Here is an 18,995-nt window from a genome sequence, read left to right as displayed (position 1 = left end):
TAGTACAACCGTCTCATTATTACTCACTTTCGCGTGTTTCGGGCTCTTCATCAAAAATTTGGTACTTGCGCATCTTCTCCCACAAAACCTTGCGGCTGATCCCCAGATATAGGGCCGTGTCCTGCCGGCGCCAACCGTTTGCGTCGAGCGCAGCCAGCACGCGGTTGCGCTCGGCCATGTCCCATTTGCTGCGATCCACCAGCACCTCGGCGGCGCTCTCGGCCGGCACCGGCTGGCTGGTGCGCGCCAGCGCGAGCAGCCGCTGCAGGCGCGCCGCGTCCCACGCGCCGATCTGACGCACCGTCACGCCGATCCGCTCGGCCAGGTTGCGCAGTTCGCGCACATTGCCGGGGAAGTAGGTGTCGGCCACCGCGTCGGCGAGCCAGTACGGCAGGTCCGGCAACGCGGCAAGACGCTCGCTGCCGACGATCTGTGCAATGAACGCCTTGAAGATCGCAATCTTGTCGACCGCGCCCCGCTCTTCGAGGGACGGAATCTTCAACTCGATCACTGCAAGCCGATAGTAAAGATCGGCGCGGAAGGTGCCGTCCTTGACCAGTTGCGGCAGATGCTTGTTGGTCGCCGCCACCAGCCGGAAGTCGAGTTTCACAGGCGTGGCCGAACCGATTCGCGTGACCGCGCTGTCTTCGAGCACACGCAGTAGTTTGACCTGCTGGTAGAGCGGCAAATCGCCAATTTCGTCGAGGAACAGCGTGCCGCCGTCGGACTGCTCGAAGTAGCCCTTGTGCGCGACCACCGCGCCCGTGAACGAGCCTTTCGAGTGGCCGAAGAACAGCGATTCGAACAGACCATCCGGAATCGCGCCGCAGTTCACCGCGACGAACGGCCCCTGGCCGTAGCGGGTATGTTTTTCGTGCAGCAGTTGCGCGATGCGCTCCTTGCCGACGCCGGTTTCGCCGTGCACCAGCACGCTCGTGTCGCAGTCTGCAAACGTGTCGACTTCGTGCAGCAGCGCCTGCATGCACTCCGAGTTGGCGATCATCGCATCCGACTCGTGCGTCTTGGCGCTGTGCGCGCGCAATTGCAGCACCAGCTTCATGACCATGCCGCGCAATTCGGCGCAGGTGAAGTCGAGCGGCAGGATGTGCGAATAGTCGGACGGGTAAGTCGCCGGATCATGGTCGCGCGGCGCGGCGCCGACCCACACGACGGGAATGCCGTGCGCGGCCTGCCAGTCGCGCATGAGCAGCGCGCCGCTGTCGATCACCGACACGCTGATGATCGCGAGCGACGGCCGCAGCGCCGTCCGCTCAGGCGAGATCGCGATATCGTCCGCGCGGATCACTTCGACGTCGAAGCTCGCCATGCAGCGCGCGACCCGGTCGACGATGTCGGCCTTGCCTTCCCAGACGTAGATATCGAGTTCCTCGATTTTGGGGTTGGTTCTCATAAGCGCGAAATCAATTGACCAGTTGTGCCTGACCGCAGGCAAGCCCGAGATCGTGGACCGTAGCTACGCCGATCTGGACACCGAGGAGTTGTAAAAGAGGAACAAGCAGCGCGTCCAGCGACTGCAGGACGGGCGTCAGCAATGTCACGAGGCCACTGACCAGGGGGCCGGCTAAACCGGTGACGTCTCCGCCCAACAGCCATACATGGATTGTTCCTGACAGCCCGCTAGCGAGTTGCGTGAGCAGACCGCCGACCGCTGAGCCCACGCCGTTGGTGTTGGTGCTCTGGTAATCATCGCTATCCCCTTGCACGCCGTTAAATTTGAGAACCGTAGCGGGGGCCTGAACGGGGAGATTAACGCCGCCTCCCGATGGGCTTTGAACCGAAACATTCACCAGCCCAAGCCCGAGCACCGACACCGAGGTGATCTGGGCCGGCTGATTGCAGCTGGTCGGAACAGTCGTGTTGGTCATATTGGTGGCCGCATCGCCCCCGATGCATATGTCCGCGATTCCCGGCGTCGCGGAAATCCAGCTGTAGCTAGTCGCACGCTGGGTCGAACACTGCGTCGTCTGCAAATAGGCGTTCCCCTGCCCCACTTCGATATAGACCGGCAAATTCAACGCGTTGATGGTTGCGACTAACGGAATGGTCAAACTGACGAGATTCACGTTCAGGTACAAGCGCACCACGGCGGAATGCGCGCTAGTCCGGTAACTGCCGTCCGGATAGGTACCAGCCTCGCCAACTGCGATAACGGGCGGCTGGATGACCTGGGCCTGTGCGGTGACGCTCGCAATCGGACTGAGATTGAGCGCCGCACCAAGATTGATGGCTGACGACCCGTTTGCTATCTCGGCAGCCGCCATCAGCACATCGAGTGCGTTAACCGTGGCTGTGGCTGCCGCCTGTGGGTCACCGAGACCAACGGCCAGCAGCCCGTTCCGCGAAGAAGTATTGCCTATGTTGATAGCTGTCGTGCCCGTCGACGCGCTCGCAATAGTGTTCAACGCGGTCGTGACGCTGGCGCTGACGATATTGCCCTGACCCAGCACGGTTGCCATTGCCCTCGCAAGTTGCGCAACGGTGACTTGTGCATTGAGCAGGTCATTCATTGAACTCACGCCAAGCGCAGTCGCCAGATCGAGCAGCTTGATCTGGGCTGTCGCCAAGCCTTGGTACGACCCGACATCCAGATTGAGGTTGGTGTTGAGCAACGCATTTAGCAGACCGTTTATCATGCCGCCCGACAGGCTGGCCACCGAGGTGCTAAGCGAAAAGGACCGGATATTTGTAGCCTGCGCTGTCGCTGTTGCCGTCAGCGTGCGGGTCTGCCCTACGAGAAACAAAAACGACACAGGCTGGCTGACTACCACCTGCAAAGCATTTAGCTGCGCATTGGTTGCGACAAAATACGATGGCGCTGCGTTCACCGACGGATCCCATCGGCCGCAGGTTGATTGAATAGCGCCGGTGCTCGACAACCCATTCGCCGTTGCGTTCAATTGAGCTGAGTTGATCGCCGCTGCACAGCCGCCCGAGCTACCGATCAACTGCACGCCTGCCGCGGCAGCCAGATCTGCGGTGCGCTGCAAGTCGCGACGCACATAGTAGAAATGGCCGATATCGATTGCAGCCATCGTTATAACCGCGACGCTCACCCATACCGCTGCCAGAATTGAAACCGCACCGCGCTGCGCGCGTGACGACATAGCGGCCCTGCGACGCACGCGCAATATGCGCAAGCGCCGGACGTAGGGGGGAGATGCGATCCGTGACAACATATCAATTCTGCGGCAGTTGCCCGCTCATGCCACCGCCCTGCCCGCCTCCGCTGCCTTGATTGATCGCCGAGCCGTACAGGTCGGGGATTTTCGATTTGAACGACTCCATGTAGCGCCGATAGGCCAGACCGGCCTCTTCGCCAAGCATTGGTTGCTCCGGAGCGGCCTGACTATTACCGCGTTGCAGATCGAGCCATGCCGTCGTCGCATGACCGACTTCACTGCGCGCGACCGGCGGCGCGGATACCGTCTGAGCATGCGCAATCTCCTGCATGCCGACTGCCAGCACCGCGATCAACGCGCCGCAAGCGAGCCTCAGCACGCCCTTGAGTTTTCCGTGGTATTTCATATGGTCTCTCCTGCCCGTCGGCCTGTTATTGTGCGAACCGCTGCAGCAAACGCGGCGCGGGTTCCATTGTTCCCTGCGTACTGGCGACAGTCCCTGGCTGGGCTCCTTGCGACCGCCCCGCTCCCTGTGCCTGTGTGCGCGCGGCGGCGACGACTTTCGCCGCTTCATTCCGGATTGCCGCACGCACGTCAAGCGAAAACTTCTGCTGATTCATCAATGCTTGCGAGCGCTCCGTCTCCCCGTCGACGAGCAGATACAGCGCAATATTGCTGGCGATCTTCGGATTGTTCTGGTCAAGCTCCGCGGCTTTCATCAGCGGCACCCGGGCACCACTGATGTCACCGGCACGCATGCGCGCGTAGCCGAGATCCGATAGCACTGAGGCGTCTGTCGGCGCCAGTTGTGCCGCCTGCTGCAACTCGTCTGCAGCACGATTGAAATCACCTGATGCGCCTGCAATCAACCCCAGGCCACGATGTCCACGCGACGCAAGCGGAGTTTGCAGCAATCGTCCGTACGCGACCGCACTCGCCGCGGGTTGATCAGTCATACGTAGGGCGTCAGCGCGCAACAGAATCGTGTCTGGCGTCACCCCATACTGCTTTTCATAGGCATCGATATGCGCGAGCGAGGCGAAATACAGCCCTTGCGACTGCATGCGGTCGATCAGCCCGAGATACATACCCGGCGTGTCCGGCGCGGGATCACGGTTGGCCTGCTGGATCAAAGCCTGGCGCTCCGCCTGCGGGCCGACGCCATAGCCGAGATCTTTCGCGCAGGCGCCAAGCAACACGAGCGCAATGCCCGAAGCGACGCACTGCGCCGCCCGTATAAAGCCATTCGACCTAACATTTAACGTCATTGCCATGTTCCTACCGATTCATCGCTTTCAGCGAATGTGACACTGACAGTACGCCGGGACCCGCTGTGACGATCATCAACGCCGGAAGCAAGGTCAAGATCATCACGCCGGTCATCTTCACCGTCATTCGTCCAATACGTTCGCGTAACATCGCGCGGCGGGTTTCGCGTAGGCGGTCGCCAAACTGCTTGAGCGGTTCTTGCACCGCCCCACCGTGCCGATCGACCTGAATCAACAAACGCACTACAGCTTGCATATCCTCATTTTCGTAACTTGAAGCAAGCCGGTGCAACGACTGCTCCCGGGTTCGACCCGCAGCAAATTGCCGCTGTGCAATCTCCAACTCGCTGGAAAGTACAGGCAATATGCTGCGAAAATCGTTGACCATCACCTGGAGACTCTGATCCAGCGACAAGCCGACCCCTTGGAGTAAACGCAAGAGATCGACCAACATAGGCAGTTCATCAACGACGCCGCGGCGCCGTGCCGCAGCGCGTCGGCTCAGCACGATCTTTGGAATCATGACACCGCACGCCATCGCGACAACCACCAGCATCACGTAGCGCGGCCCGTCGATACGACCGCTAGCAATCGTACCGACGAGCAGCGGCAGCAAGATTGCGCCCGCGATCCGGGAAATCAGGAAAAGCCCGCGAGTACGCGCATCGACAAAGCCGCATTGCTCCAGCAGGCGGCGGTCCTCCTCCGCTACGATATGTCGGCCAATTGGCGTATCGAGCCAGCGGACACCGGTATGCACAAAGCGCTCAAACACTCCCCCCATACCACTCGCAGGCGCGCTCGCACCCTGCTTGCCCTGAGCACTGTCGGTGCCGCGCGCCGCCGCTGTGACAGCGTTTTGCAGCGCGCGCTCGTCGAGTGCTTGCATGAGCACGCGATCGCTCCGTCGCGCGGCCGCGATCCGCACGATCAGAAGTCCCGCGATCAGCAGCGAAGCCAGCGCCACGAGACCGAGTGCAAGCGCGATAAGGTAGTTCGGTTGCATTGTCATGATTTCAGCCGAGCCAACCGGTACAACAAATATGCGCCAAGCAGTTGCAGACCGAACGCGAGATACAGTATTTGCCGCCCGCTCGGATCGAACCACATCGATCCGAAATAGTTTGGGTTCGTCAGGATCAGAAACCCACCAATCCCGACCGGCAACATACCGAGTACCCAGGACGACAAGCGCGTTTCCGATGACATCGCCACGAGCTCACGTTCGGCCTGTTCCAGATCACGCATGAACGACGACATCCTATCGAGCATCACGTCAGCCCGGCCGCCGTACTTGACAGACAGGCGTAACACAGCCCCCACCAGTTCCAGCTCGCGAGCACCATACAACACCGCAACGTGAGAGAGCGCACGATCGATCTCCACACCGGAGCGCAGCATCCGGGAGACATGATCCAGGCATTCGCGCAGCGGGGCATCCGTGGTCTGCAATGCCGCCTGGAAAGCCGCCGGCACGCTGTTACCAAGCGTAATCAGACGAACAATGCCATCAAGAAAGGACGGTAATTGCCGAACGATTGCCTGACGGCGCTTGTTTGCGCGCATCGACAGCACGAAGTAGAGAAACACAAGGCATGCAAGCAGCGTCACACCGGCTGCCAGCGCGCCCCCCTCATTTGCCGCCACGAGGCACAACGCCAGCCCGGCGCCTGCAATCATCAGTGCCAGCATGCGGGATTTTCTCAAGCCCGCGCGATTCATCAGGGTTGCGAACGAATAGCCGATTCGCGCGGCGATGTACCGCGAATATTCACTCCAGTCCGCTCCGGGCGCCGGGGCCTGTGGTGAGAACGAAAGCGCAGGCGCCATCCGGCGCGCGGTCGCGGTACGGGATGCCGGCACGGACACGGCCGGCTGGGCAGCAACCATCCGACTGTCGATGAAACGCTCAGTACTTGCCTGGTCTTTGCGTTGTGCGCCGCGCTGCAATATCAGCAGCGCACCTGCAGCGCACAGTAGCGCGAGCGCAGCAAAGACCATGACTGCGCTAGACATTGAAGCCCCCGCCGAAACCACCGCCACCGGTGTCGAAGCCCCCTCCACCGAAACCGCCAGCGTTCGTCGAACCGCCGAGCGCTTGCCGGAAACGTGCCAGCTTGGGCGAATGCGGATGGATGCCGAGCGACACCCACTGGTCCAGCTCTTCTCCATCCTGCGCCATCACAGGCTCATAGCGATAGAGTTCCTGAGTCGCGATGATGTTGTCGGAAAGCCCTGTTACCTCGGTGATGGACAAAATCCGCCGGCGCCCATTTGACAAGCGGCCGATCTGCACAATGAAATCGATAGCATTGGCAATCTGGCGACGTAAGCTGGACTCGGTGCCCTGAAAGCCCGCGAACCCCGCCAGCATTTCAAGCCGGTAGAGACATTCACGCGGCGAACTGGCGTGCACCGTGCCCATCGAACCGTCATGACCGGTGTTCATCGCCTGCAGCATTTCCAGCACTTCCCCGCCTCGCACTTCGCCGACGATGATCCGGTCTGGACGCATCCGCAAGGTATTGCGCAGGAGGTCGCGAATGGTCACGACACCCGCGCCGTCGAATCCGCCCGGACGACTTTCGAGTCGCACCACATGCGGATGGTTGAGCGAAAGTTCGGCCGTGTCCTCGATCGTCACTACGCGTTCCGCTTCAGGGATGTGAAACGCCAGGGCGTTGAGCAACGACGTTTTTCCCGAACTCGTCCCACCGGACACCAGCACGTTGCAGCGCGCGGCGACCGCCGCTTCGAGCAGCGCGCCAATTTCCGGGCTGTAAGTGCCGTTGCCGAGCAGATCGTCGGGGCGCAGCGGATCTTTACGGAACTTGCGGATCGATACGATCGGCCCGTCGATCGACAGCGGTTCGATTACCACGTTGACACGGCCGCCATTCGGCAAGCGCGCATCAACCATAGGATTCGATTCGTCAAGACGACGGCCGATCGGTGCGAGAATGCGCCGCACGATGCGCAACAAATGCGCGTTGTCGGCAAAGCGCACCTGAATTCTGGTCAGAATGCCGTGGCGCGACACGTACACGTCGTTGTAGCCATTAATCAGAATGTCTTCAACGGCTGCGTCGTTCAGCAGATCCTCAATGGGACCAAAGCCTGCCAGTTCCTTGGTAAGCGCCTCCGCGATCGCGCGGACCTCGGCTTCGTTGATCGGGATTCGGCGCAGCCGCACGAAGCTGTCCATTTCCAGATCGACGAACTGGTTGATCGCATTACGCGACCACCGGCCGAACTCGGAACCCAGTTCCTCGATGCGAGTGAGCAGATGTTCATGCGCCGCATTCTTGATGTCCTGGAACTGCTGGCTTTGCGCGAACGATGGCACGTCGTCGGCGAATTCGATCTCTTTTACCATCGTCTATGACCGCTTGGTGGAGGTTGGAATAAGGCGCTTGAGGGCGCCAAGCGCGGACTTGCCGGATACATGCGCAGGCGCACGAGCCGCGCCGCCGAGGCGTTCGATGAGCGGCTCAAGCGCGCGAACGTAAGGGTCGCGCGCGGCCGTATCGACCAACAGGTGCCCTTGGTTAGCGACTTGACCGAGTGCCACACGCCGTTCAGGCAAAGTGGCAAGTAGCGGAATTTCCAGGCGCTGGCCAATCTGAACGGCGCTCAGGCCAAGGTCCGGATCGAACTTGTTGACGATCAATCGCACATTTCCCAAGTCGATGCCTTCTTCGCGCAATGAGTCGAGGACGCCGACCGCGGAGACAATCGACGCCACGCCCTGGTCGCATACCAACCAGGTCTCGTCTGCGGACTGCACTACGTGCGCGATGAACTCGCTGCTGGAGAAGCCTCCGAGATCGACGATCTGCTGGTCGAAGAAAGCACGCAAACGATTCAGCAAACTGATTGACGATGAATACGACACTTCGCGCATCTCAGCGAGGTTCGGCGGCAGTGAGGTAAACGCGAGACCACTTGCGTGATGTGAAAGTGCTGTGTGTACGAAGGTCTGATCGAAGCGGCGTAAGTTGCGCACTGCTTCGACAAAATGAAACTCGCTGCGCGTGTTGAGCAACAATGAACCATCGCCGGCCGGCAAGCCAAGATCGAGCAACGCCGCCTGCCGGCCTTGCTCGACGTCGCGACGCTGCAACATGACTGCCAGATTCGTGGCGAGCGTGCTGACGCCCATACCGATGCGTGCGCCCACCAGCGCCGTCACATGGCCGTGCCGGCTGACAGGCTCGACGAGATTGTCGATGACCTGATGCGTGATGCGTAGCGCATCGGCGGCGGGCGCAGACAGATCAATAAAGTCTCGCACTCCGGCACGCAGCGCGGCGATCGCGCTCTCCGGCTCGGCGAGCGAACCTATCGCGACGATTTGCAGTCCCGGATAAGCTGCGCGCACCGTGCTTGCCGCAGCACTCGCAGCTGCCGCTCGACCACCCGAAAAGTCGACGAATACCAGCGATGGATTGAGCACCGCAATGCGTTGCGTGAGCGTTGCCGGATCAAGGGTCACGGCCTCGACCCGCCCCGCTGCGATCAACGTTTCGGCAAGCCAACGCACGTGCTCGTCTGCCAGTGACGCGAACACAAAGGAATCGGTGACAGCCCTTTCAGTCAATGAATGCGTTCTCGCGTTCATGTTGGACATCCTATTGCGGCATCGGCTGAAGCGCCGCCGCCTTGTACTGCTCGCTGCAGCGCGCAACCCGCACCGAAGCACAGAACGCCTCGCCGCAGTGCCGCTGCGCGCCGCTTGCCAAATGCCTGCACCTGGTCACTTCGAGAACCCCGGCACAGCATCCGGAGACGCGAATCCACCCACCAACGCGCGCCATACCGGGCCGTTGCGCTGCTCAGCCTGCTCGCCCGGAGTGGACGGCAGCATTGCACCCTTCGCAAGCGGCGACACCAGATGAGGCGTCACGATAATCACCAGTTCCTTGTCGTTCTGCTGGTAGTTCAATTGCTTGAAGAACGCGCCGATGATCGGCAGGTCCCCTAGCAACGGCACCTTTGAAACGTTCGAGATCGTTTCGCGATCGATCAGGCCACCAATCACGAAGCTCTCGCCGTCACCTAGTTCGACTGTCGTGTCGGCGCGCCGCGTGGTAATCGCGGGAACCGACACACCGCTAATCGTCACGGCATTGGAGAAATCCAGCTGACTCGCTTCCGGCGCCACTTTCAGCGCAATTCGCTGTGGGCTGAGCACAGTCGGCGTAAGCGTCAGGCCTACCCCATAGGGTTTGTATTCGATCGACGTAGTACCCAGCCCTTGGGGAATCGGCACCGGGATCTCTCCACCGGCGAGAAAACTTGCGCTTTGCCCGGACAACGCAACGAGCGTCGGTTCCGCGAGGACCCGTGCGAGATTGTTGTTCTCCAGCAGACTCAGGTTCGCGAACAGCCCGTGTGTGGCGGAGTTGAAAATCAGGTTGAACGCCGACGATATCGGCGTCGTGGCCGTCGTTTGCGGCTGCTGCCCCGCGGTCGCGGAGACAGAGGTCAACGCCGATGGCGCAAACGAGCCAAACGAAAATCCGTTGTTCTGCTTGAAGAAGTTAAAGCCCACCTCCTTAAGCACCGAGCGGCTGAACTCGACCACCCGCACGTCGACCTGCACCACCGAGCGCGTAGCGACCGTCGACGTGTCGTACGTCGCGACACTTGCGCCAGCGTCGCCACCAATCCCGCCCGCACCGCCACCCTTACCACTCGCACCGAAACCGGCAGCACCTCCGGTGCCACTGCTACTGTCCCCGCGAGCCGCGCGCTGACGCGCTTCGATTTCCGCGGCCACGACGGCTCGCTGGTGCTTTTCCATGCTCGGCGTCGCGCCGGAAATCAGCGCGGTGTCGCCAAGCACTTTCACGGCAGGCGTGTCAGGACCAAGCAGCGTTCGCGAGGCTGCGGTAGTCACGTTGACCGTATATGAAACCGGCACATCTTTACCCCGCTCCCACAGCATGATGCTGGTGGTGCCTGGTGATTTTCCGATCAACAGCACACCGCCCGTTTTGTCGCCTTTTATGATCAGCACATCAGCCACGGTCGGGTCGCCAATCGCGACACGTCGTAAGGTGTGGCCGCTCACGAGCGTTTGCTGTGAGCCGACAATGATGTCCAGATTCTGTGCGTCGACGGCAGCATCGCTCGCCGACGACACGGCGAGGGATGCTGCGCACAACATCGCCATAGTCCCGTATGCAAAAAAGCGTTCTTTCATTTTCTTTTGGGCGCGTTGGCCGCCTGCTCCCTGAAACTGCTATCGAGCGACCATTTCGGCTCGCCCACCCCGTATAACTTCAATCGCACCGCTCGTATTCCCTGCAACCCTCGTCACGGGGGCGGCAATCCGCGGCACTGCTAGTGTTCGGCCGGTCGTGTTTCCTGCTGTACCCGATAACGCATCAAGCGAAACGCCGGCCGCAGCACGAGTCGAATCTTTGAGAGGCTCCACGCCAGCTTGCGTCGACGTCTTCAGCACCGCCGGTAGCGCCGCGAACGCGCTTGCATCGACCACTTCGGTGTCGTTCGGATTGCGCAACGCGAATACAAGACGACCGGAGGTCTCAGCGAGAGTCAGCCGGTCGACATCGGCGACGGGAACTGCAAGCACGGCAGTGCGCACCATTCCGTTCGGATCACCCGAATTGTCGTTGCCAGCCGAGGCATTACCGAAAGCCAACACCCGCAACTTCGAGATCAGGAGGCGCGCCTGCGACCGATCGATCTCGACGTTACCGCCCATGTTTCCATCACGCTTGAGCGTGAAGAAAACATCGACGAAATTGCCAGGCCGCAGCCTGTTGCCGACCGCATTGGATTCGTCGACGCGCACAGCAATCGCACGCTCCCCCGGTGCGATGCGCTCGGCAATCCCGGACGATAGTTGAGCTTCCAGTACCGGCGTCTGCGCACCGACATCTGCGTTCGGAATACGGCCTACGAGTTGCGCAGGATCGGCAAAGGCACCGTTCGGATTGATCGGCAACGACTGAACGCGCAATCCATCGGTCGTGATCGGCTGGCCGGCTGGCAGAAGGCGTGTTGCGACAACCACAGGAAAACTGGCTTGTACGACCGACGCTGCCGGCATAGTGGCCGGCCTGCGCGAAAGCGTTACCGCGAAAATGCCAAGCAACAGTGCCAATGCAATCAGCGCACCCGCAGCGATTTTGGTTAGCTTAGGCATGCTGCACCGCTGAATGAGTCGATTGCGCCCAGTGGCTCATACACTCGGAAGAGCGAAGCCACACAGTGCGACGAGGAGCGGGCGCGTAAGTCAAAGTATGTTCACCGGATTGAGTTGCACCGTTGCAGTACTGCTCAGGTTCTGTGGGAGCAAAAGACCGAGACCCGGCAGGGTCGGTATGAGCGGACTCGCCGCGTAGTTGTAGGTCAACGTTACGGCGATACAGGTCATGGTGGAATCGTAGTTACACGTCGCTTGAGCGGTTTGGCAGGCGGCGCGCTGAATCATCGGTGCGACCATGTTTGTCGCAGTATTGCAAGCGGCGGTGGCACGTAAGCTAACCGCACCAGACACACTGCTCGCCGACTGATAGTTCAACGCTGCGCGCGCGCCCTCCGCGCTCGCGAGCGTCAGGCTCTGTTGCGCAACGAAGATCATGCTGAACGTCACGATCACGTAAAAAATCGAAAAAAAGATCGGGAATACCAGCGCGAATTCGATAGCGGTCGCGCCGCGTTGCGCATCTCTTCGGCAACTGAGAGATCGCGCCCACTTGCAAGGGTCGCGTCGCGCCGGATACGTGGTCATCGCGCGCCCCCGGCAACAACTTGGGTCGCCAACAATACGATCGTCGGCACGGTCAGGCATGCAACAAATGGCGTGGCGCGCCTGCCCGCCAACTCGAATGTCGGCGCTCGACGCTGCAGCAACGATGCGAAACGCGTACGAGTCGCAATCAGCAACCAGACTGCGTGAGCACCGGCCGCGAGACTCGCGACCGCCCACAAACCGAACAGCGCGTGCACACCGCACCATGCACCGAGTACCGCGAACACTTTGACGTCGGCAGCACCCATCACACCGATAGCAAAGAACGGCAGCAACGCGACCAGCCCCACCACGGCGCCAAGTGCAGCCTGCGTGACGGAAATGCCAAATGGATTCTGGCGCAGTAATGCGCAAGCCAATGCCGTCACCAAACCGGTAACGATTATTGAATTCGAAATGCGCCGACTACGGCAATCGCATACAGCGACCCACGCTGCCCACGCCACGAACAAAGAAAGAGTGACGGACGAGTTCATGTCAGCCTCGACAGGCGAAACAAAACACATACGGACCACGACGACAGTCCGTATGCCTCCTATCGGGAAGGCCCCTGAATGATTACCAAGTCAGCCGACGCGCACGCCGGCGTTCTTCGACAAGCGATGACAGAGGCCGTAGCAGTCTATTAGGCCGCTGCTGGCAGCAACGCGGCGATGGCGACGAATGCCGCCTTCAATTGCGTACCCAGACCCTGTACCGTCCCCCCAATTACGACGACGATAAGGCCTGCGATCAGCCCGTATTCCAGTGCGGTGACCGCACGGTTATCTCTCAGGAAGCGTTGTGTGAACTTTTTCATTTTTACCCTCGGACTTTCATTTATTTCGTTTCTTTACGTGCTGCTTCGGATGACGGAGTCTTCAGCGCGGCGGACCATTGGTCTCTCATTCCTGGTCCTGCGTGTTGCGCTGCAGAAGCACCGCCTTGCAGCCGGCTTCAATAAAACAGATGTCTATGAGCTGTCTGTTCGATTACGCACCTCCCTCGTCAATCCGTGATGCTTTCGGGTTTTATAGCCGAACAATCATATTTAAGCAATTGTCCGCTGCCCTTAGCGCGACACCGTATGCGTTTTGGCGTCGTACTCAGGTTAACGGCTGTTCGTGCGTTGCAGCACATAGGAATAACCATGAGTTAGATTCGCTGCACTAATTATTTGTTTGAACAGAACGTTTCAAGCGTCCGGGACCCTCCCGCTGCGCTTGCGTTACGCCGTGTTTCGTAACGGCGCGCGCGCCTCGTTACGTTACGCAGCCCTCGCAAACGTTTAGCGAATTCATTTTCTCGCGCTATATCTGAGTTAGCAGACACTTCATCAATTCATCGCAAAGCCATATCACATAAGGCTTTAAGCCCCATTGCAAAAAAATCTTCTGCATTATTCAGTCGAAATGGCACGGCTCATGCAGAGGAAGGCCCGCAGCAACACCCAATAACACATGCGATGCGAGGGCGACATGAACATTCAAACGGCCAACACCACACTTCGAACAACCCTGATTGCGGCCAGCGTGACAGCAATGCTTTCTCTTGGCGCTTGCGGAGGCTCCGGAACCCTGAGTGCCGGCACCGGCGGCAGCGGTAGCGGCTCCTCCGGCGGCGCACTTTCCACCACCACCGGCAGTGGCAGCGGCTCGATGGGCTCGGGCGGTTCCGGCACGAACACCAGCAGCAACGGCTCGGGAAGCGGTTCCGGCACGGGCACCGGAACAGGAACGGGAACCGGCACAACGCCGGTCGCGAATGCGCTCGGCACGGTCGTCGGCAACGGCGGCGGCGTGGTCAACGATCTCGGCCAGACGGTCTCGAGCATCGGTAGCGTGATCGGTTCGCAAAGCTTGCCCGGCGTCAGCGCGCAAACCACCCAGGCCGCCGGCGGCATCGTGCAACAAGTCGGCTCGGCGGTCTCCACGCTCGGCACCGGCGTATCGCAAGGGCTCGGCCAGCTCGGCACCGGCGGTGACGCGGTCGGCACTACGGTCTCGAGCCTCGGTGGCGTGGTCGGTCATGTCGGCGGCGCAGTAACGGATGCTGGCAGCCTCGTGACGAGCCTCGGCAGTGGCCCGCTCGCGCCGCTCGCAGCCATCACCACGCCGCTCGGCGGCGTCGTCAATACGCTTGGCAATGCGGTCACCAACGGCGGTAGCACGCTCACCACCGCGCTCTCGACGGGCCCGGTCCAGCAAATCACGCAAACACTCAGCACCGCGATCACGCCGATTACATCGATGGTCGCGGCGACCACTCAGACGGTCGGCAACACGACCGGCCTCGGCGCACCGCTGAACGGCCTGCTCGCCACGCTCGGCGGCGGCCTCGGCAAGGCCGGCACGCTGATCAGCGCAACGGGCGGCAATCCGATCACGGCTGCTCTCGGTCATACGGTGACGGACACGGGCACCACGGTCGCCTCAGTAGGCGGCCTGCTCACCGGCAGCACGGGTGGCAATCCGCTCGCTCCGCTCACCAGCGCGCTCGGCGGCTTGACCGGCGGCACCAGCAGCGGCCCGCTCGCTCCGCTCACCAGCGCGCTCGGCGGCCTGACCGGCGGCACCAGCAGCGGCCCGCTCGCTCCGCTCACCAGCGCGCTCGGCGGCTTGACCGGCGGCGCCAGCAGCGGCCCGCTCGCTCCGCTCACCAGCGCGCTCAGCGGCCTGACCGGCGGCACCAGCAGCGGCCCGCTCGCTCCGCTCACCAGCGCGCTCAGCAGCGTGACCGGGGGTCTGGGCGGTGCATCGAGTGGCAGCAGCCCGTTGGCGCCTGTCACGGGTCTGCTCTCGAGCGTGACGAACGGTCTGAGCAGCGCGACCGGCGGCACCAGCAGCCCGCTCTCCCCGGTTACCGGCTTGCTGGCGAGCGTCACCGGCGCGCTCGGCGGTGTCACGACAACGGCGGCTGCCACGCCGGCCGCGACGACCACCACCACATCGAGCCCCGGCCTCTCGCTGTCGAGCACCAGCGGCAAAGGATCGGGCAGCAACCCGCTCGCTCCGGTGACTTCGCTCGTCGGCGGCCTGCTTGGTGGTCTGACGAAGAAGTAAGTAATGCTATTGAAATAAGCGCAGTAACCGGCACCCGGAGTGCGGCCCGCCAGCCGTGCCCCGGCTCTGCCGGAACCTGAATGAATTGAGCCGCGCCGCTCAGACACCCGTTGCACAGGCGCACGCAAACCACGCACACGACACCTAGAAGACACTGAGGAGCACATATGTCCAGCCAACGTTTTTTTACTCTCCATGCGGCGTGCGCGACAGTGTCGTCGTTACGCGCACCGTTGATCGCCGTTGCGGTCGCAGGCTTGCTCGCCGCGTGTGGCGGCAATGGCGTCACTGCGCCACCGAGCGCAGCCGCCGGCGGTAGCTCTAACGGCGGGGGTTCGACCAGCGGTGGCCCGACCACCAGCACGTCGTCGGGCACCACCGGCCTCGCCACTGCCGCCGCGCAGACTACCAAAGACCTCGGTGACACGATCGCCTCGCAGACCATCCCAGGCCTCAGCCCGCAGGTCACGCAAGGTCTCGGCAACGCGGTGTCGAGCACGAGCAGCACGCTGAATTCACTCGCTAACGCAGTGAGCGGCGGCGTCGGGCAAATCGGCACGACCTCCAATCCGGTCGGCACCACGGTAGCCGGACTCGGCTCGGTGGTCAGTTCGACAAGCGGCGTCGTGCAAGGTCTGAGCACCGCGGTCGGCGGCCTTGGCACCGGCAATCTCGCGCCGCTGTCGCCGCTCACCACGCCGCTGGCAACGGTTCTCTCCACCACCGCCGGCGCTCTGAACGCCGGTGGCGTGACGCTCGGCAATTCGCTGGCCTCCGTGCCGGTGCAGCAGGTCACCCAGCCGATCAGCACCGCCATCACGCCAATCGTGCAGACCGTCGGACTCGTGACGCAGACAGTCGGCACGCAGACCGGCCTCGGCGCGCCGGTAGGCGGCCTGCTCGCGCAAATCGGCGGCACGTTGAGCTCGACCAGCTCGCAAGTCGGCGCGGCAACCAAGAACCCGCTCGGCGCCGATCTCGGCAACCTGGTCGGCTCGCTCGGCAACACGGTGACGAACGCCGGCGGCCTCGTCAATCCGAATGGCCCGAATGGCGCGAATCCGATTCCCGGCTTGCTTACGAGCCTCGTCGGCAGCACGAACGTGGCCGTCGTCAATGGGCCGCCTGCCAACGGCAGCCCGTTCGGTCCCCTGCAAAACTCGCTCGCGAGTCTCGGGCTCGGCAACAACCCGCTCGGCTCGGTGTCGACGCTGCTCGGCGGCACGCCGCTGGCCGGCCTGACCTCGGCGTTGAACGGCACGCCCCTGAGCTCGCTGACTTCGGGCGGCTCGCCGCTGAGTTCGCTGACTTCGGTGCTGGGCGGCACACCTTTGGGTTCGCTCACCTCGGCGCTGGGCGGCTCGGGTAGCGCATCGAATCCGCTGTCGACGCTGACCGGCGCGCTCTCCGGCGTCACCAGCAGCGCCTCGGGTAGCAGCGGCAGCAACCCGCTCGCTCCGGTGACCGCCCTCGTCGGCCAGTTGACCGGCACGCTCAGCTCCGCGGCAGGTTCGACGAGCGGCTCGGGCAGCGCCACGGGCGGCTTGACGACATTGCTCGGCGGCCTCGTGCCGGTGAGCCATAAGTAGTCCGCATAAGTTGCTCGTTGATGCCGCGCATATCAGACGTCCCGCTGGACGTTCCGTTATGCCGCGTGCATAAGCAGTCCGCGTCATCACGTGCTCCGCGCTTTGTGCAGCCGATGCTCAAGCCCGACGGAGCACGTGACGTAATACATGCAAGCATGGCAGTATGCGTCGAGCCACACATAAGCGATCGCGACCAGCCCGGCCAGGCGGCGCGTCCGCAAGACAAAAACGGCATACGAGGAAAATCCGATGAAACTCGGGTACGGTAGTGGTAGTAAATGGACCCTCCTGCTCGCGGCAATCGCGGCAAGCGGGATGCAAGTAGCAGCACATGCGCAGTCACGCCCAGCCGGCCCGACCGTCGGCGGCAATCCTCTCGATTCGCTGCCGCAGATCAAGGCGCCCGACAAAGGCCCGAACGTAACCATGCAGGTCACGCCGCAAGCTCCCCAGCTTCAGGAACTGCTCGCCCGCCATCTGACGCCTTCAAAGATTCAGGTCGAGGGCGTAAAGTCCATTCCGTTCGACGAAGTCGCGCAGCGCTTCACGCCGCTCGTCGGCAAAGACACCACCATCGGCGATCTGATTCAGGTCGCCAACGGCGTGACGAAGCTGTATCAGGACCGCGGCTACGCGCTCTCGTTCGCGTTCATTCCCGCGCAGACGTTCGACGACGGCGTGGTGCGCGTGACGGTGGTCGAAGGCTACGTGTCAGCGGTCAAGGTGACGGGCAAGCCAGGCGCAGTCGAAGACAAGATTCGCGCGATCGCCGATCACATTGTTGCCGACCGGCCGTTGCGGCGCGCTACCTTTGAGCGCTACATCAACGTGCTGGGTCTGTTGCCCGGGGTAAAAGTCGCGGCCAACGTGGCGCCACCGCAAAACACCGATGGCGCCACCACGCTCGAGTTGAACGTGGACCGCAAACCGTTCGACCTCAGCACGGGTATCGACTTCAACCACCCCGGCGTGCAAGGTCTGCTGACGGCCACCGAGAACGGCCTGACCGCGCTCGGCGAACAGTTGAGCGTGTCTGCGCTGCTGCCGAAGGGCCGCGACAATGTCACCTATCTCGCCGCGCACGCCACGGTGCCGATCGGCAGCAATGGACTGACTGGGAAGATCGACGCGTCGCACTATCGCGGCAATCCCACCGACAATCCCGGCCTGCCCTCTTATATCGAGCGCACGGTCATCAACGATAAGGTCGGCGGCTCACTGGCCTATCCGATCCTGTTGAACAACAAGCAGAGCGTGATCGGCACCGCCTCGGTCTATGCGTCGCACGATGAAGATCGCTACAACAACCATGACACCGGCGCGCAGATCGGCTTTCGCTCGCAGGTGCGGGTGCTGCAACTGCAGGCCGACTACACCAGCGTGGAAACCGGCCAGGTGCGCCGCGCGAGTATCAATGTGGCGAAGGCTTTCGATATTCTGGGTGCGTCGAAATCCGGCGACTCGAACGTTCCCGGCACGACGGTCACGAATCCGGCGTCGATCAACTTCGTGCGGACCGGTGCAAGCTTTTCGCAAACCAACGAGTGGCCACTGAAGATCGGCACCTCGGTTTCGTTGACCGGTCAGTACAGCGGCGTCTCGCTGCCCACGTCGGAACAGATCTCGTTCGGCGCGCAACGTTTTGCGCAGGGCTATGAACCGGGTGAAGCATCGGGCGATTCGGGCTGGGGCGCGATGTTCGAAGTCAACCGGCCGTTCACGCCGGGTTTCACCTATCTGCGCACCTTCACACCATATGTCTCGTTCGACATGGCGCGCGTGTATCTGCATGCGGGCACGCCCTCGCCGTCGAAGCTTTCGTCGATTGCATTCGGCTTCCGGATCTCGGACGCGAAGTATTACAGCCTGGATTTGTCGGTGGCCAAACCGATCGGCGATGCGCCAGTGGAAAGCTCGTCGCGCAGCCCGCGCATCAACGCGACGTTCTCGTATCAGCTGAACTGAAGTTCGAAAGTGCCGAGTCCTGATTAGAGGTTCCACTATCAAACGACACGCGCACTTTCACGTATTCTGCGCTGACGGTATGCGACCCTCGGGTCGCATACCGTGCACACCGATGTGGCCGAAGTTGAATCTGAGAGGTAATACCAGGCATCACGACAGCCGGCAACTGAAGACCGGCCGAGATGCCAATAACGCCGCGCGACCAT

At 61.8% G+C, this 18,995-nt stretch carries 17 protein-coding genes; 4 read left to right on the top strand and 13 right to left on the bottom strand.

Annotation, left to right across the window (positions count from 1 at the left end; genetic code table 11):
* Window positions 1-19: 19 nt before the first annotated feature.
* The 13 genes from KHO33_RS25640 to KHO33_RS25580 form a co-directional block, all read right to left on the bottom strand.
* Window positions 20-1,411: a sigma 54-interacting transcriptional regulator gene (locus KHO33_RS25640; RefSeq protein WP_054034638.1), complete on the bottom strand. Its 1,392-nt coding sequence runs from the start codon at window positions 1,409-1,411 to the stop codon at window positions 20-22.
* A 10-nt stretch (window positions 1,412-1,421) separates the two neighbouring features.
* On the bottom strand, window positions 1,422-3,125 hold the full coding sequence (locus tag KHO33_RS25635) for a TadG family pilus assembly protein (RefSeq protein ID WP_236062563.1): 1,704 nt from the start codon (window positions 3,123-3,125) through the stop codon (window positions 1,422-1,424).
* Window positions 3,126-3,198: 73 nt separating this feature from the next.
* Entirely contained in the window at window positions 3,199-3,546 is a 348-nt protein-coding gene (locus KHO33_RS25630; RefSeq protein WP_054034639.1) for a DUF3613 domain-containing protein, read from the bottom strand.
* A gap of 25 nt (window positions 3,547-3,571) precedes the next feature.
* Window positions 3,572-4,408, bottom strand: a complete 837-nt coding sequence (locus KHO33_RS25625; protein WP_200565689.1) for a tetratricopeptide repeat protein — start codon at window positions 4,406-4,408, stop codon at window positions 3,572-3,574.
* A gap of 10 nt (window positions 4,409-4,418) precedes the next feature.
* Complete coding sequence (locus KHO33_RS25620) at window positions 4,419-5,414, bottom strand: type II secretion system F family protein (protein WP_200565700.1); 996 nt, start codon at window positions 5,412-5,414, stop codon at window positions 4,419-4,421.
* 2 nt (window positions 5,415-5,416) lie between these two features.
* On the bottom strand, window positions 5,417-6,424 hold the full coding sequence (locus KHO33_RS25615) for a type II secretion system F family protein (protein ID WP_200565701.1): 1,008 nt from the start codon (window positions 6,422-6,424) through the stop codon (window positions 5,417-5,419).
* Window positions 6,417-7,784 (bottom strand): CpaF family protein, encoded by a 1,368-nt coding sequence (locus KHO33_RS25610; RefSeq protein WP_054034641.1) that lies wholly within the window; start codon window positions 7,782-7,784, stop codon window positions 6,417-6,419. The genes KHO33_RS25615 and KHO33_RS25610 overlap by 8 nt, the downstream gene beginning before the upstream one ends.
* A 3-nt stretch (window positions 7,785-7,787) precedes the next feature.
* Entirely contained in the window at window positions 7,788-9,029 is a 1,242-nt protein-coding gene (locus tag KHO33_RS25605; RefSeq protein WP_200565688.1) for a fimbrial protein, read from the bottom strand.
* Between the two features lie 135 nt (window positions 9,030-9,164).
* Entirely contained in the window at window positions 9,165-10,616 is a 1,452-nt protein-coding gene (locus KHO33_RS25600) for a type II and III secretion system protein family protein (protein ID WP_200565687.1), read from the bottom strand.
* Between the two features lie 39 nt (window positions 10,617-10,655).
* Complete coding sequence (gene cpaB, locus KHO33_RS25595) at window positions 10,656-11,585, bottom strand: Flp pilus assembly protein CpaB (RefSeq protein ID WP_054034642.1); 930 nt, start codon at window positions 11,583-11,585, stop codon at window positions 10,656-10,658.
* A 90-nt stretch (window positions 11,586-11,675) separates the two neighbouring features.
* Window positions 11,676-12,173, bottom strand: a complete 498-nt coding sequence (locus KHO33_RS25590; RefSeq protein WP_128576102.1) for a TadE/TadG family type IV pilus assembly protein — start codon at window positions 12,171-12,173, stop codon at window positions 11,676-11,678.
* Window positions 12,170-12,670 carry an A24 family peptidase gene (locus KHO33_RS25585; protein ID WP_054034643.1) on the bottom strand — a complete coding sequence of 167 codons (501 nt, stop codon included), beginning with the start codon at window positions 12,668-12,670 and terminating at the stop codon, window positions 12,170-12,172. Before KHO33_RS25585 ends, KHO33_RS25590 begins: the two co-directional genes overlap by 4 nt.
* Before the next feature lie 149 nt (window positions 12,671-12,819).
* A complete protein-coding gene (locus tag KHO33_RS25580) occupies window positions 12,820-12,993 on the bottom strand; it encodes a Flp family type IVb pilin (protein ID WP_054034644.1) in 174 nt (57 codons plus the stop codon).
* Between KHO33_RS25580 and KHO33_RS25575 the strand changes: the two genes are divergently transcribed.
* The 4 genes from KHO33_RS25575 to KHO33_RS25560 all read left to right on the top strand — a co-directional run bounded on the left by KHO33_RS25575 (window position 12,980) and on the right by KHO33_RS25560 (window position 18,789).
* Window positions 12,980-13,192 carry a hypothetical protein gene (locus KHO33_RS25575; RefSeq protein WP_128576103.1) on the top strand — a complete coding sequence of 71 codons (213 nt, stop codon included), beginning with the start codon at window positions 12,980-12,982 and terminating at the stop codon, window positions 13,190-13,192. The genes KHO33_RS25580 and KHO33_RS25575 overlap by 14 nt on opposite strands.
* A 459-nt stretch (window positions 13,193-13,651) precedes the next feature.
* Window positions 13,652-15,235 carry a collagen-like triple helix repeat-containing protein gene (locus tag KHO33_RS25570; protein WP_200565686.1) on the top strand — a complete coding sequence of 528 codons (1,584 nt, stop codon included), beginning with the start codon at window positions 13,652-13,654 and terminating at the stop codon, window positions 15,233-15,235.
* A 167-nt stretch (window positions 15,236-15,402) separates the two neighbouring features.
* Complete coding sequence (locus tag KHO33_RS25565; protein ID WP_200565685.1) at window positions 15,403-16,824, top strand: collagen-like triple helix repeat-containing protein; 1,422 nt, start codon at window positions 15,403-15,405, stop codon at window positions 16,822-16,824.
* 249 nt (window positions 16,825-17,073) lie between these two features.
* On the top strand, window positions 17,074-18,789 hold the full coding sequence (locus KHO33_RS25560) for a ShlB/FhaC/HecB family hemolysin secretion/activation protein (RefSeq protein ID WP_054034645.1): 1,716 nt from the start codon (window positions 17,074-17,076) through the stop codon (window positions 18,787-18,789).
* Window positions 18,790-18,995 lie beyond the last annotated feature (206 nt).

This window comes from Paraburkholderia nemoris, from assembly GCF_905221015.1.
Taxonomy (GTDB): Bacteria; Pseudomonadota; Gammaproteobacteria; order Burkholderiales; family Burkholderiaceae; genus Paraburkholderia; species Paraburkholderia nemoris.
Note: the sequence above shows the minus strand (reverse complement) of the source record. Positions and strands in the feature narration are given on the sequence as shown.